The organism is Clostridium sp. UBA7791, from assembly GCF_002480755.1.
GTDB classification, from domain to species: domain Bacteria; phylum Bacillota; class Clostridia; order Clostridiales; family Clostridiaceae; genus Clostridium_J; species Clostridium_J sulfidigenes.
The window spans coordinates 1-13,868 of record NZ_DLCT01000002.1 but is presented as its reverse complement, the minus strand read 5'-3'; the positions used below and the strand labels follow the sequence as shown (position 1 = coordinate 13,868).

General features: G+C 29.6%; 13 protein-coding genes and 4 tRNA genes. 14 read left to right on the top strand and 3 right to left on the bottom strand.

All coding sequences use genetic code 11. From position 1 onward, the window contains the following. Positions 1-23 precede the first annotated feature (23 nt). The 6 genes from B3Z56_RS01540 to B3Z56_RS01515 all read left to right on the top strand — a co-directional run bounded on the left by B3Z56_RS01540 (position 24) and on the right by B3Z56_RS01515 (position 2,361). Positions 24-99, top strand: a tRNA-Lys gene (locus B3Z56_RS01540). Between the two features lie 98 nt (positions 100-197). Continuing rightward, positions 198-272 (top strand) — tRNA-Gly (locus tag B3Z56_RS01535). Between the two features lie 4 nt (positions 273-276). After that, a tRNA-Gly gene (locus tag B3Z56_RS01530) sits at positions 277-350 on the top strand. Between the two features lie 6 nt (positions 351-356). Beyond that, a tRNA-His gene (locus tag B3Z56_RS01525) sits at positions 357-432 on the top strand. A gap of 264 nt (positions 433-696) precedes the next feature. Further along, positions 697-1,395, top strand: a complete 699-nt coding sequence (sfsA, locus tag B3Z56_RS01520; protein ID WP_346876371.1) for a DNA/RNA nuclease SfsA — start codon at positions 697-699, stop codon at positions 1,393-1,395. A gap of 207 nt (positions 1,396-1,602) precedes the next feature. After that, the gene (locus B3Z56_RS01515) at positions 1,603-2,361 is read left to right on the top strand and encodes an acyl-CoA dehydratase activase (RefSeq protein ID WP_346849293.1); all 759 of its coding nucleotides are present in this window, start codon (positions 1,603-1,605) and stop codon (positions 2,359-2,361) included. 51 nt (positions 2,362-2,412) lie between these two features. Here the strand turns inward: B3Z56_RS01515 and B3Z56_RS01510 are convergent, their stop codons facing one another. Both B3Z56_RS01510 and B3Z56_RS01505 read right to left on the bottom strand, forming a co-directional pair. Beyond that, entirely contained in the window at positions 2,413-2,754 is a 342-nt protein-coding gene (locus tag B3Z56_RS01510) for a hypothetical protein (RefSeq protein ID WP_035135210.1), read from the bottom strand. Between the two features lie 2 nt (positions 2,755-2,756). Beyond that, entirely contained in the window at positions 2,757-4,013 is a 1,257-nt protein-coding gene (locus B3Z56_RS01505; protein WP_346876372.1) for a DUF1576 domain-containing protein, read from the bottom strand. A gap of 228 nt (positions 4,014-4,241) precedes the next feature. Between B3Z56_RS01505 and B3Z56_RS01500 the strand changes: the two genes are divergently transcribed. From B3Z56_RS01500 to B3Z56_RS01475, 6 genes are all read left to right on the top strand, one after another. Next, positions 4,242-4,418: a hypothetical protein gene (locus tag B3Z56_RS01500; RefSeq protein ID WP_167403159.1), complete on the top strand. Its 177-nt coding sequence runs from the start codon at positions 4,242-4,244 to the stop codon at positions 4,416-4,418. 72 nt (positions 4,419-4,490) lie between these two features. After that, a complete protein-coding gene (locus tag B3Z56_RS01495; protein ID WP_035135212.1) occupies positions 4,491-4,676 on the top strand; it encodes a hypothetical protein in 186 nt (61 codons plus the stop codon). A 163-nt stretch (positions 4,677-4,839) separates the two neighbouring features. Continuing rightward, the gene (locus tag B3Z56_RS01490; protein ID WP_035135214.1) at positions 4,840-5,916 is read left to right on the top strand and encodes a pyridoxal-phosphate-dependent aminotransferase family protein; all 1,077 of its coding nucleotides are present in this window, start codon (positions 4,840-4,842) and stop codon (positions 5,914-5,916) included. Positions 5,917-6,074: 158 nt separating this feature from the next. Beyond that, positions 6,075-6,986 (top strand): D-2-hydroxyacid dehydrogenase, encoded by a 912-nt coding sequence (locus tag B3Z56_RS01485; protein WP_035135216.1) that lies wholly within the window; start codon positions 6,075-6,077, stop codon positions 6,984-6,986. Positions 6,987-7,011: 25 nt separating this feature from the next. Further along, positions 7,012-8,256, top strand: coding sequence for a DUF1015 domain-containing protein (locus tag B3Z56_RS01480; protein ID WP_346849294.1), 1,245 nt, complete (start codon positions 7,012-7,014; stop codon positions 8,254-8,256). Positions 8,257-8,566: 310 nt separating this feature from the next. After that, positions 8,567-9,325: a tRNA threonylcarbamoyladenosine dehydratase gene (locus B3Z56_RS01475; RefSeq protein WP_346849295.1), complete on the top strand. Its 759-nt coding sequence runs from the start codon at positions 8,567-8,569 to the stop codon at positions 9,323-9,325. A 235-nt stretch (positions 9,326-9,560) separates the two neighbouring features. On the opposite strand, the gene B3Z56_RS01470 is transcribed toward B3Z56_RS01475, so the two are convergent. Then, positions 9,561-10,916 carry a M20 family metallopeptidase gene (locus tag B3Z56_RS01470; protein WP_346878119.1) on the bottom strand — a complete coding sequence of 452 codons (1,356 nt, stop codon included), beginning with the start codon at positions 10,914-10,916 and terminating at the stop codon, positions 9,561-9,563. A 333-nt stretch (positions 10,917-11,249) separates the two neighbouring features. Here B3Z56_RS01470 and B3Z56_RS01465 point away from each other — a divergent pair, with 333 nt between their 5' ends. Continuing rightward, the gene (locus B3Z56_RS01465) at positions 11,250-12,434 is read left to right on the top strand and encodes an MFS transporter (RefSeq protein ID WP_346849297.1); all 1,185 of its coding nucleotides are present in this window, start codon (positions 11,250-11,252) and stop codon (positions 12,432-12,434) included. Next, positions 12,424-13,362: a GNAT family protein gene (locus B3Z56_RS01460; protein ID WP_346849298.1), complete on the top strand. Its 939-nt coding sequence runs from the start codon at positions 12,424-12,426 to the stop codon at positions 13,360-13,362. Before B3Z56_RS01465 ends, B3Z56_RS01460 begins: the two co-directional genes overlap by 11 nt. Positions 13,363-13,868 lie beyond the last annotated feature (506 nt).

The following is a 13,868-nucleotide window of genomic DNA, read 5'->3' as shown; positions in this document are numbered from 1 at the left end:
GGTTGTTGCCAGGTTTTTAATGTGGTTCACTAGCTCAGTCGGTAGAGCACATGACTTTTAATCATGGTGTCCGGGGTTCGATCCCCCGGTGAGCCACCAATATTATAAATATGCTGAATTAGATATGAGCTAAATTAAAGCAGGCAAGTATAATGTGATTCAGTTATTTTTATGTCTAAAAATGAAATTTTGATTATGCGGGAGTGGCTCAGTGGTAGAGCGTCACCTTGCCAAGGTGAACGTCGCGAGTTCGAATCTCGTCTTCCGCTCCAATATGCGGGTGTAACTCAATGGTAGAGTGCTAGCCTTCCAAGCTAGTTACGAGGGTTCGATTCCCTTCACCCGCTCCAAATATGGTGGATGTAGTTCAGTTGGTAGAGCGCCAGATTGTGGTTCTGGTTGTCGTGGGTTCGAGTCCCATCCTCCACCCCAGATAATATAGATAAGAAAACCTTCTGTTTTTATAAACAGGAGGTTTTCTTATTATTTAATATAAAAATAATATCATGCTAAAGTTATTTTAATCATAGTATAATTAAAATAAAGATATAGATAAATACTTATAAAATCAAATAATTAGTAACATATTAGAATTATAAGTGGATAAATTCTAAGGAATTTTAGCTTATTTGTGGATAAATATTATATTTATATAAAATGTTATATAAATTTTAAATAAACATGGAGGATAAAAATATGATTTTTGATAAAGAAACTAGGGTTGTTGAATTTGTAAGAAGACCTAATAGATTTCAAGGATATGTAATAATAGATGGTAAAGAAGAGTTGGTGCATGTACCTAATACGGGAAGATGTAGAGAAATTCTAATTCCAGGATGCAATGTATTAATAAGAACAGAGAATGGAGCTAATAGAAAGACTAGATTTAGCCTAATTGGTGGATATAAAAATGGAAAGTTAATAAACATAGATTCTCAAGCTCCAAATAAAATTGTAGAAGAAGCATTAATAAATAAGAAGATTAAGGGCTTAGAAAGTTATACGACTATATGTAGGGAAAAAACTTTTGGTAATAGCAGATTTGATTTTAAGTTAACTAATGAAAGTGGAAAAGAATATTACTTAGAGGTTAAAGGAGTAACTTTAGAGGAAAATGGACATAGTATGTTTCCAGATGCGCCTACGGACAGAGGTCGTAAACATCTTTTAGAGTTAATAGAGGTGAAAAATTCAGGTAGAGGTGCAGGAGTTATATTTTTAATTCAAATGGATAATATAAGTACTTTTAAACCAAATGACAAAATGGATAAGGCATTTGCAGATGCATTAAGGTTTGCTAAAGGTAATGGAGTTGATGTATTTGCCTATGAGTGTAGTTTAGGTGAAAACTTTATAGAGCTTACTAAACCAGTAGACGTTTTAGTATCCATTTAGATATGTAATAGAAGAGTGAATTACTATTTAAAATTCAAAAGCTATAAAGCCTAATATTATGATAATATAATAATGTAATCAGATATCTAAACAATTTCTAAAACATAATATTTTCCTTTTCATGGCTCAACGTTCATATGTTGGGCTTTTTTAAAGAGATTTTGTTTATGTAGAAAGTTAATTAAAATTTAAGTTAGGGGGGAGCATATGTTTTACATCGGTATAGATATAGGATCAACAGCTGCAAAGGTAGCTATATTTGAAAATGATATAATAAATAATACTTTTGTAATCCCTACAGGATGGAGTAGTTTAGAAACTGCAAAAAAAATAGAAAGTATATTAGATGATAGAGGTATAAGCAAAAAAAATAGAAAAATCATAGCTACAGGTTATGGTAGGGTATCGGTTCCCTATGCAGATAAGACTGTAACTGAGATAACGTGTCATGGTAAAGGAGCTGCTTATATATATGATGAAGATTGCACTGTAGTAGATATTGGTGGTCAGGATACCAAGGTTATAACTGTAGAAGGAGGACTTATAACGAATTTCACAATGAATGACAAGTGTTCTGCAGGAACAGGAAGATTTATAGAGATTATGGCTAATACATTAGGGGTAAATATAGATGAATTATGTAAGTTAGCAACTGATGGAAAGGATGCAAGTATAAGTTCTATGTGTACTGTATTTGCGGAATCAGAAGTTATAAGTTTAATAGGAACTGGTAGAAAGAAAGAAGATATTGCATTTGCTATTGTAGATTCAATCGTAAGTAAAGTAGCCACCATATGTGGTAAGCATTCTACTGCACAAAACTATTTTTTAACTGGTGGACTTTGCAACTGTGAATATATAGTAAATAGTTTATCTGAAAAATTAGGCTCACAGGTTAAAACAAAAGATAGTGCAAGATTTGCTGGAGCTATTGGAGCTGCTTTATTAGCTAAAAATTTAAAATAAGTATAGGTAAACTTTATTACCTATACTTATTTTTATAAAATGTGTTAAAAATTATTTTAATCTAGTTAAACTAATTTTTAATACGTCATTAGTGTAGTTTACATCCACAGAATCAGTCATCATGCCTACTAAACTTAATTCAGAAGAGGAATCATTATCTCCATTAAGAGCCCAGTAATACTCCTCAATATCTTGTCTCCTTGGCATGTTTAACTGAGATGTCAAATCATTTAGTATTTGCTCACTAATATCAGGATTTACACTGGTAAAGCTGATATAGGTAATATCACCCTTAGTATTAAAATCTATATGTAGATCACTACAGCCAATTCTAACTAAGTAACTAGTTAGCTCACTAAGTATTTTTATATTTCTTTGACGTAAGTGTTTCATAATTAATATTCCTTTCTAAATGCAGAAATTAGTGGTAGTAAGAACATACATACAAGGCCACCTGAAAAGCCATTATTATATAAAATCATTCCACCGTGTAAATATGTAATATTCATTACTAGGCAAGCATGTAATACTCCTGCAATTATTCCCCACAGCCATCCAAAAGAACCTGCAATTGGAGCTAGAGTTGTACCAAAAAGTAAACTTAGAATAACGCTAGGCGAGTTTATTTCCCAAATATTAAAGAAAGTACATAATATTATACCGAACATTATAGGGATTATATTTTTTAGATGCTTACCAAAGGCTCCAAACCCAACAATAGTTAATATACCACCTAAAGTTGGACCATTCAAGTCACCATTTACTAAAACAACTAAAAACATTGAAAAGAGTCCTAGAATCCCCATATTTATTAAAGTAATTCCTTCACCAAAAATAAGATAAAAATCTGTAAGCAATCTACCAGAATATCTCGTTATTTTTGTAATGTTTTTAAAGCTATTACCATTATAGTAAAAACCCAAAGTTATCATAGCTAAAAATATCATTGAAAATAATATAATAAAAGGAACATTATTGCCTGTAGACCATATAATTCTACTTTCAAAGTCAATACCAAAAGCTCTAAGTAAAGACATTAATACTGTACCTATTAATCCTGCAGCTAGGCCTACATTATAAAGGCTATATCCTTGATGTATTCTCATACAAGCAGAAGCTAAGGGTGGAAGTAAAAAACCTATTACTATACTAATAAGGATACCTATCATAACAGATAGATAAAGAGGTATTGTAGTAGTACCAATTAGTTGAATTAAAGCTGGAGATAAGGTTGTTCCAAAAAGTGCAGTAACTATATAATTGGAGAATGGTTCCTTTTGAAATCTGGAGTACAACCAAATACCAAATATAATAGGCCAGATATTTAAAATGTTTTTACCGAAAAGGGAAAAACCACTTACTGTAAATACACCTGCAATTATAGTTCCTGAGGGTTTAACGTTTAAAAAAATTAGCATTATTACATAAAATATAATCAAAAGTGCACAGTTTATGAAAGTTGCACCAACACCGCCAATTTCCATGTAATCTGTTATGAGTATATCTGGGTTTAAGATTATATTTTTTAAGCCAATGAATATCTGATGTGGTGAGTTAAAAAGAAAAGATACTAATATTAATATTCCACTAAGACATAGAAATAGTTTATAGGGTAGTGGAATTCTAGTGGTAAAGTCTTTTATAATAATCAACTCCCTTGAATTTATTTACACTCTTCAAATAAAGGTGTATATTTTTAATATATATAAGGCTTTACTTCTATAGTATATCAACTTTTATAAGTGATAACTATAGTATTTATATTATAATTATTTTAATTTTAAGCACAAATAAGCATATATATAATATTGTTTTAAACTAGTTTAATTATGTAGATTAAACAATAACGAAATATTTTAAATTAGAAAGAGGAAATAAAAATGGTAATGGATATAGTAGTTTATAATTGTGAGAAATGTCCTGATTTTAAACAAAATAAATGTGATGGAAAGGAAGTTAATTGTATGTGTAAAAAATGTCCTAGAAACTTAGGACAATGTTTAATTGTAAGGTATTGTAGAGAAACAGAATCTGTTTTAGATTGTTTCGATTATTAAATTAAAAAGTAGGTATAAAATATATGATAATACAAAAGATATAATATTATAATACATAGGAGTGTTAAAGTAATGGTGTCCAATGAAATTAAAAGTAGAATTGCTCAAAACTGTTCATTTTATAATGAGAGATCATATTATCCAAATGAAATACTTATGCAATTAGAACAAAGTTGTAATAATTGCTCTAATTTTGTAAGAGGACATTGTGTAAAAGATATATTTGATGAAATATACGAAGAAATCAGATTGAAATAAGTATTATATTTCCAAAAACTTAATAAAAATTTAAATTATAATAATATATCCCAATATTTAATTTATTATGGTTGAGAAACCTATGGAAAAATGTTAAAATGTAATTGATTTCAAATCAGATATTGGAAATTATAAAGTTTACTTTATTTTAGGAGGGTGAATCATGCACAAGAGATTATTTATACCAGGTCCAGTTGATGTGGCACAAGACGTATTAGAAAAAATGGCTACACCAATGATAGGACACAGAAGCAAAGAGGCATCAAGAATACAAAGACAAATTAGTGATTACATGAGAGTTATATTTAATACAAAAGAAGAAATATTACTTTCAACTACTTCTGGTAGTGGGCTTATGGAAGGTGCTGTTCGTTCATGCACAGCTAAGAGAGCTGCAGTTTTTGCTGTAGGTGCTTTTGGTAAGAGATGGTATGAAATGGCTGTAGCTAACAATGTACCAGCAGATTTATATGAAGTTGAATGGGGTACACCAACAACTCCAGAGCAAGTAGATGAAGTTTTAGCCACTGGAAAATATGATTTAATAACAGTTACTCACAACGAAACTTCAACTGGTGTTATGAACCCACTAGATGAAATAGCTAAAGTAGTGAAAAAATATCCAGATGTTGTATTCTGCTTAGACACTGTAAGCTCAGCTGCAGGAACAGAATTAAAAGTAGATGAATGGGGAGTAGACATTTGTATTACTTCAACTCAAAAAGCTATTGGACTTCCTCCAGGAATGTCAATGTGTACTTTCTCTAAGAAAGCTATAGAGAGAGCAAAACAAGTTCCACATAGAGGATTATACTTAGATCTTTTATCATTATATGAATACATTCAAAAGAAAGATTATCAATATCCATCAACACCTTCATTATCTCACATGTTTGCATTAGAGTATCAACTTGATAAGATTATAAATAAAGAAGGTCTTGATAAGAGATATGCAAGACACATAGAAGGCGGAGAAATTGTTAGAGCATGGGCAAGAAAATACTTTGAAATATTACCAGATGAAAGATATATGTCTAACACTTTAACTAACATAAAGAATACTAGAAATATTGATGTTGCAGCTTTAAACAAAGCTCTAGGAGAAAGAGGATATCAAATTTCTAATGGATATGGAAAGTTAAAAGATAAGACTTTCAGAATAGCTCACATGGCAGAGACTACTCCAGCAGAAATTGAAGAATTATTAAAGAACATTAACGAAATATTAGGACTTGAATAATTAAGAAGGGGTAATTCCCTTCTTAATTTTCAAGTAATAAAGATTCATATACAAGTTTAAAATGTATAAGTTCTCAATTTATATACTTAATGTATGTGGATGAAGTTAGATTTTAAATAATTAATTATTAATTAATTTTATTTTAGGAGGGTATCGTCATGATAAGAGTATTAGTTACTGATGGCATGGAGAAAAGTGGAATACAGGTATTAAAAGATAATGGATATGAAGTTATAGAGAAATTTTATGAGCCTGAAGAATTAGGAGTAGCTTTACAAAACTTTGATGTAGTAGTAGTAAGAAGTGCTACAAAGGTTAGACAACCAATAATAGATAAAGCTTGTGAAACAGGAAGATTAAAATTAATAATCCGTGGTGGAGTAGGTGTAGATAATATAGATGTAGCATATGCTACTGAAAAAGGAATAAGAGTTGCTAACACTCCTAATTCTAGTAGTGCATCAGTTGCAGAACTTGCACTAGCTCATATGTTTGCAGTTTCTAGATTTGTAAGTACTGCAAATGTGACTATGAGAGAAGGAAAATGGGAAAAGAAAAAATATGAAGGTATTGAGTTAAGTGGAAAAACTTTAGGCTTAATAGGTTTCGGAAGAATTTCAAAATGTTTAGCTCAAAAGGCTGAAGTATTAGGAATGAAAATTATGTATACTGATATCCTTGGTAAAGCTGAAGGGTATGATAAATATGAATATGGTACTTTAGAAGAAGTATTATCTAAATCTGATTATGTATCTCTTCATATACCATTCATAAAAGAGCAAGGAGCTACAATAGGTAAAGCTCAACTTGATATTATGAAAGATGGAGCTGTACTAATTAACTGTGCTAGAGGTGGAGTTGTAGATGAAGCTGCTTTACTTGAAGCTTTAAATAGTGGAAAGTTAAGAGGAGCAGGCGTTGATGTATTTGAAGTTGAACCAACTAAGAATGAAGAGCTAGTTAACCATCCAAGAGTATCAGTTACACCACACATTGGAGCAGCAACAGTAGAAGCTCAAACAAGAATAGGTGAAGAAATAGTTCAAACTATATTCGATTTCTTTAAATAATATTAATTACGTAGGAGGAAAAAATATGGCAGTTGTAAGACCTTTTAAAAGCATAAGACCAACAAAAGAGCTAGTTTCAAAAGTAGCAGCTCTTCCTTATGATGTTATGAACACAGAAGAAGCTAGGGAAATGGTTAAAGGAAACCCTTACTCTTTCTTACATGTTGATAAAGCACAAATTGATTTACCAGCAGAAACAAATCAATATGATGAAATAGTTTATAACACCGCTAGAAAAACTTTAGACAAGATGAGAGAAGATGGAACTTATATTCAAGATAATGCTCCAAGCATGTATATTTATAGACAAATCATGGATGGAAGAGTTCAAACTGGTATAGTTGGATGTACTTCTATAGATGATTATATGAATGATATAATTAAAAAACATGAGCACACTAGAGCTGAAAAAGAGCAAGATAGAATTAATCACGTTGACCATTGTAATGCAAATACAGGTCCAATTTTCTTAACATACAAAAATGTAGGAGAAATTGATGAAATAGTTGCTTCATGGACTGCTAAAGAGCCAGAATACAACTTCGTTTCCGAAGATGGAATATCTCATATTGTATGGGTTATAAATGACACTGAAACTGTAAAAAGATTAGAAGAGTTATTTAAATCAGTTAAATATCTTTATATAGCTGATGGTCACCATAGAGCTGCATCTGCTGTAAAAGTAGGTAAAATGAGAAGAGAAGCAAATCCTAGCTATACTGGAGAAGAGGAATTCAACTTTTTCCTATCAGTTATATTCCCAGCAGATGATTTATATGTAATGGATTATAACAGAGTAGTAAAAGATTTAAATGGAAATTCTAGCGAAGAATTCTTAAATAAAGTTTCTGAGAAGTTTACTGTAGAAGAGTATAAGAGAGAAGGCCAATACAGACCAGAAGGAAAAGGTTATTTTGGAATGTATTTAGATAACAAGTGGTATAAGTTAACTGCTATAGATGGAACTTATGATTCAAAAGATCCAGTTAAGAGTTTAGATGTATCTATACTACAAGAAAACCTTCTAAGACCAATACTTGCTATAGAAGATCCAAGAACAAGTGATAGAATAGATTTTGTTGGTGGAATCAGAGGTCTCAAAGAACTTGAAAGAAGAGTAGCTGAAGGAATGAAAGTTGCGTTCTCTATGAATCCAACAAGCATAGAAGAACTTATGAACATTGCTGATGCTGGAGAAGTTATGCCTCCTAAATCAACTTGGTTTGAACCAAAATTAAGAAGTGGAATCTTTGTTCATGAATTAAGCTAAGGTAAATTAAAGGTAAAACTTATTTGTATCTTATCTAAATCAAAAAAGCTAAATCTTATAAAAGTAATTATACTTTTTAAGATTTAGCTTTTTTGAGTATATAAAGTTCGAAATATAAACAGAGTTCTTAGCTTGTAATAAGCTTTAGAAATACTTAACATAAATACACAGTTGAATTATATTAGTAAAAAATATAAAATTGATATATTCAGAGAATAAAAATTTATGTATTTATTTATGATTTAAAAGAAAAAGTTAAAAATATCTTTAAGGTTATAAGGTAAATACCACATATTAAGGAGATGCAAAAATGTTACAACATTCATTATCAAGAACAGAGCTATTAATAGGAAAAGATGGTTTAAATAAATTAAAAGGCAGTAAGATTATAGTATTTGGAGTAGGTGGAGTAGGCAGCTTTACAGTAGAAGCATTAGTAAGAGCAGGTGTTGGAACTATTGTTTTAGTTGATGATGATACTATTTGTTTAACTAATTTAAATAGACAAATACATGCAACTTATGATACTGTAGGAAAAGTAAAAGTTGAGGCTATGAAAGATAGAGTTCTTTCAATTAATAAAGCATGTAATGTAATAACTCATCAAGTTTTTGTTACTAAAGAAAATATTCCAGAAATAATTAGTGATGATGTTGATTATGTTGTAGATGCTATAGATACTGTATCAGCAAAGATTGCTCTGGTAGAGTATTGTAATGAAAAGGGTATAAAAATAATCTGCTCTATGGGTACAGGAAACAAGTTTGATCCTACACAATTTAAAGTTGCAGATATATATGATACTAAAGTGTGTCCACTTGCAAAGGTTATGAGGCATGAACTTAGAAAAAGAGAGATTAAATCCCTTATGGTAGTTTACTCTGAGGAGATGCCTACAAAACCAAAACAAGATGATGTGGTTACTTGTAAAACAGGGTGTGTATGTACAGGCGGGACTAAAAAGTGTGCTATAAAAAGACAAATACCAGGGAGCATATCTTTTGTGCCACCAGTGGCAGGAATGATAATAGGTGGAGAAGTAATAAAGGACTTACTTAAAGAAAGCTAATTAAAAGGAATCTAATAAAAATCAACATTAAGTAAAACATACCTTTAGCAGAGTGTAATTGCTTATTTAAGTTTATAAAATAAAAATCCGTCAGTATAATACTTGACGGATTCTTATTTTAAAAATTATGTTTATCCGATAATTACTTGAACCGATACTTCTATTTTTTATGAAAGGTAAAGCAATTACGACTATTGATAACAATTTCTAAAGAGCAAAGCTCTAAGAATTCAGCTTATTTAGCTAATTTATATAATGCTAAGGCATAAATTTCTGTAGCTTTAACTAAATCATGCATAGTTATAAATTCATTTGGTTGATGTTCTGTCTTTTCTGAGGTAGGGAATACCATACCAAAGGCTACACAGTTATCTATAGCTCTAGCATAAGTAGCTCCACCAGATGATTCTGGTATTCCATCATATCCTGTTTCTTCATCATAGACTTCTTTCAATGTTTTAATTAAGAAATGGTCTGCAGGAACATATATGGATTCCATCCAGTCGAACTCATTATATTCTAAATCATATTCTAAAGCTTTTGCCTTTAATGGATTAACTATATCTTCTTTTTTATAGGTAACAGGAATTCTAATATCTAAAGATATAGTTTCTATATCTTCATTTAAATCAATTTTACCTACATTTACAGTTAGTTTTCCAGATACATCTTCACATTTTGGTATGAGATTTTTAATTGCAACATCTTCACCAATTACATTTGCTATAAATTTTATTGAGTTAGATGATGAGCCCATTTGTTCTAAAGCTATAGCTAGTCTAGAAATAGCATTAATCCCCTCAGCACTATCTGCAGAGTGAACACCTTTTCCAATAACAGAAATAGAGTTTTCATTTAAAATATATTTATAATTTAAACTGTTTAATACATTTTTAAGAGAATTAATTTCTTCTGCAGTTCCTGTATATGTAGCGTTATCAGGAACAGAATTAAATGCATTTCCTGCACTTAAAGTTAAATTAGAACTCTTTTTACAAGTTAAAGTAGATTGAAGTAATCCTTTTTCTGCATTTATACAGAAGAATTCACTATCGGGAGTTATTCCCATATCAGGAATTTCTTCACCATTCTCTTTATATTTATTAATACCTCTCCAAAGATTTTCTTCATCTGTTCCAAATATAAATCTTATTCTTTTATTTAATTTGATTCCTAAGTCCAATAAAGCTTTTACTGCATATATGCAAGCTATAGTAGGACCTTTATCATCTTGAGTTCCTCTTCCATATATTTTATCATCAACTATAGTTAATTCGTATGGAGGGTATGTCCAAGAATTCAAATCTCCTTCAGGAACTACATCTAAGTGGCCAAGAACTCCAACTAATTCAGGGCCCTGGCCAACCTCTGCATAACCATAGTAACCATCCTTATCATAGTAAGTTTTAAAGCCTAAAGACTCACATAAATTTAAGGTGCTTTTTAGACAATCGTCTATATTTTTACCAAATGGATAATTAGGGTTATCCTCGTCTATAACGCTTCTAAAACTTACAGCTTCTTTTATAGAGTCTATGAGTTCAGGTATTAACTCATTAACTCTTTCTTTTATTTCTTCTTTTTTCATCATGAGACTATCCCCTTTCATTTTAGATAAGCTTTACATATTGTTGACACATATGAAATTAAGGAAATATATCCTATAGTTTAAATTAAACATAGATGATAACATATGTCAATATTACAGTAGGTTAATATATCAGCCATTCTTGATTTGAATACTTGTCTATTATTCTTATTCATATTTATATCTTTTTTATATTAATTAATGAATTAATATATACAATAGTATATTTTTGTTAGGATAATTACTTTACTTAATAGCTATAAAAAATAAAGGATTCAATTCAATAAAAACATATATTAATTATGATATAATATCATTGAAAAAGGAGTGATGTTAGTGAAGAAAAACCAAAGTTTTGCCATAACAATATTTATATTTATTATTATGGCTGTAATTGCTATAGTCGATAACACTAAGGGAATATTTGTCCCTGTATTTAAAGAGACTTTTAATACAAATAATACAAGTATGGGCATGCTCTTATCGGTATGTTCTTTAGGATACATAATATTTACTTATATAGGTGGACTACTATGTGAAAAATTTGGACAAAGAAATGTAATCTGTACAGGGCTGTTCACTATTATAGCCTCTGTTTTAATAGTAGGTTTCTCTAAAACTTATACAATACTATTAATTGGAATGTTTTTAATAAACATGGGTATTGCTTTTGTAATGATTGGAGTAAATACACTAATACCAGCTCTATTTATTACATTCCAAGCAATAATGATGAATTCAGCTCATTGTTTTTATGGATTTGGATCTACGGTAGGACAATTTGCTATTGGAAACATTTTAGACAATGGAGTAAGTTGGAGAAGTGTATTCTTTGGAATAGCAATGATTTTTATTGTAGTATTAATAATATTTTTCTTTATAAAAATCCCTAATTTTAATATAATTAAAAAAGAAAATAAATTTAATATAGCTATAGCTTTTAAAGAAAAGTATATGTATATCTATGCTATAGCATTAGGAACATACGTGTTTGCAGAAATGGGGATGTCTAATTGGATCGTTAATTTCCTCATGGAAAGTTATAACTATACTAGCAGTAGTGGAGCTATGTTTTTGTCAGCCTTTTTCTTTTTACTTACTATAGGTAGATTATTAGGTGGGTTTGTAGCTGAAAAGTTAGGATACTTACAATCAGTTTTATATTCTTTACTAATTGCATGTGTATTATTAATAATTGCTCTAATTGTTGGACATAATGCTCTCATTTTAATATGTGTAACAGGACTATTCTTTGCAATCGCATATCCTACAGTAGTAGCTACTATTAGTAAGGTTTTTAAAGATAATAGTTCATATATAACAGGATTAATTTTAACATTATCAAGCACTATAAGTATGATTCTAAATCTTATTATGGGAAGATTAAATGATATTATAGGGACAGCAAAAACTTTTTATTTAATACCAATAAGCTTGAGTATTTCTATCTTGTTTGTATTTCTAATATATAGAGGAAATTATAGTATTTTTAAAAGGGGAGGTAATGAAGTTGAGCAGTGAAAGGGAAGTAAGTATTAGTAATGCAACTGATGAAGCAAATAAATATATAATAAGAGATTCATCTGGAATTATAGTAGGAAGATTTATAATCTTAGATTTAGACCATGAGAATAAAGGTGTAATTATAAAATTAAAGTTTTATAAAAGTGGAAGAGATGCTAATAAAACATTACAAGATGCCCTAAAGTTGATGCTAAATAACTTAATAAAAAGCAAAGGTCTTCATAAAGTTAATATTATATGTGATGAAAAAATAAGTTTAACTCCTTTTACAAACTTAGGATTTCAATTAGAAGGATATATATCAGATAGTATTATAACAAAATTTAAATATGAAGGTAGTTTATTATTTGGAATAGTAGAAGAAGAATTTTATAATAATTCATATAAGAAGGAGCTAGAAATTCAAGGAAATAAAATAAGTATAAGAGTTCTTAATTCTGATGATGCAAGTGATTTATTAGAGTATTATACGAGAAATAAGGACTTTCTATCAAAGTTTGAACCGCACAGAGATGAAGAATTTTATACAGTAGAAGTTCAAAAGCAATCTTTAATAGAGAATTACAAAGAATTTATTAAGGGTGAAGGAGCTCACTTTGGAATATATAAAGCAGAGAAGATGATAGGAAGAATACGTATATATAATATAGTCCACGGTGTATTTAAGAGTGCATTTATAGGATACTCTATGGACGAACAGTATCAGGGAAATGGATATATGAAAGAAGCTGTTAGTTTAGTTGTAACATATGCCTATGAAGAATTAGGACTTCATAGAATAGAAGCAACAACTTTAGTTGATAATGAAAAGTCACAAAGAGTTTTAAAGGCATGTGGATTTAATGAACTAGGTATATGTAAAGAATATCTACACATAAATGGAAAGTGGAGAGATCATGTTATATTTTATAAAAATAATAAATAATTTTAATTTAGGAACTAATTAGTTTAATTCAAATATAATTTGTTATACACCATCCATATTAAAGGTGGTGTATTTTTATTTATTTAAGTGTATAACTTTTTTAGGAACGTGGTATTCGAGTTTATCACCTATATGTTGGAACTTTATATAGGTTACCTTTTATATAGTTAACTATTTAGCTATTTAACTAGTTAACTAGTTGTTTTATTCATGCGGGTTTCAAGGGAATTAGTATTTTGATAATAAGACTAAATACATTATAATAAGCAGCAGTAATAATGATATTGTTGTGTGCTTACCTATAATAAAAATTCAAATTGATATACTATATTTTAAATAAATAGTAAAAGTAATAGAATATAAACTAATACTTTACCTAGTGTATCAATATTAGGATAAGGTAGTATTTAAATGAAAATAGAAGGTATGTAAGGATAATTTTATATAAGAAGAATATTAGGTGGATTTTATAAGAATAAATCATGATAAGATAAGTCTTGTCGCTG

Bases quoted from the DNA above. Each gene is read 5' to 3' on its own strand.
- sfsA (WP_346876371.1), top strand. From the start codon at position 697: ATGATTTTTGATAAAGAAACTAGGGTTGTTGAATTTGTAAGAAGACCT.
- B3Z56_RS01515 (WP_346849293.1), top strand. From the start codon at position 1,603: ATGTTTTACATCGGTATAGATATAGGATCAACAGCTGCAAAGGTAGCT.
- B3Z56_RS01510 (WP_035135210.1), bottom strand. From the start codon at position 2,754: ATGAAACACTTACGTCAAAGAAATATAAAAATACTTAGTGAGCTAACT.
- B3Z56_RS01500 (WP_167403159.1), top strand. From the start codon at position 4,242: ATGGTAATGGATATAGTAGTTTATAATTGTGAGAAATGTCCTGATTTT.
- B3Z56_RS01495 (WP_035135212.1), top strand. From the start codon at position 4,491: ATGGTGTCCAATGAAATTAAAAGTAGAATTGCTCAAAACTGTTCATTT.
- B3Z56_RS01490 (WP_035135214.1), top strand. From the start codon at position 4,840: ATGCACAAGAGATTATTTATACCAGGTCCAGTTGATGTGGCACAAGAC.
- B3Z56_RS01485 (WP_035135216.1), top strand. From the start codon at position 6,075: ATGATAAGAGTATTAGTTACTGATGGCATGGAGAAAAGTGGAATACAG.
- B3Z56_RS01480 (WP_346849294.1), top strand. From the start codon at position 7,012: ATGGCAGTTGTAAGACCTTTTAAAAGCATAAGACCAACAAAAGAGCTA.
- B3Z56_RS01475 (WP_346849295.1), top strand. From the start codon at position 8,567: ATGTTACAACATTCATTATCAAGAACAGAGCTATTAATAGGAAAAGAT.
- B3Z56_RS01470 (WP_346878119.1), bottom strand. From the start codon at position 10,916: ATGATGAAAAAAGAAGAAATAAAAGAAAGAGTTAATGAGTTAATACCT.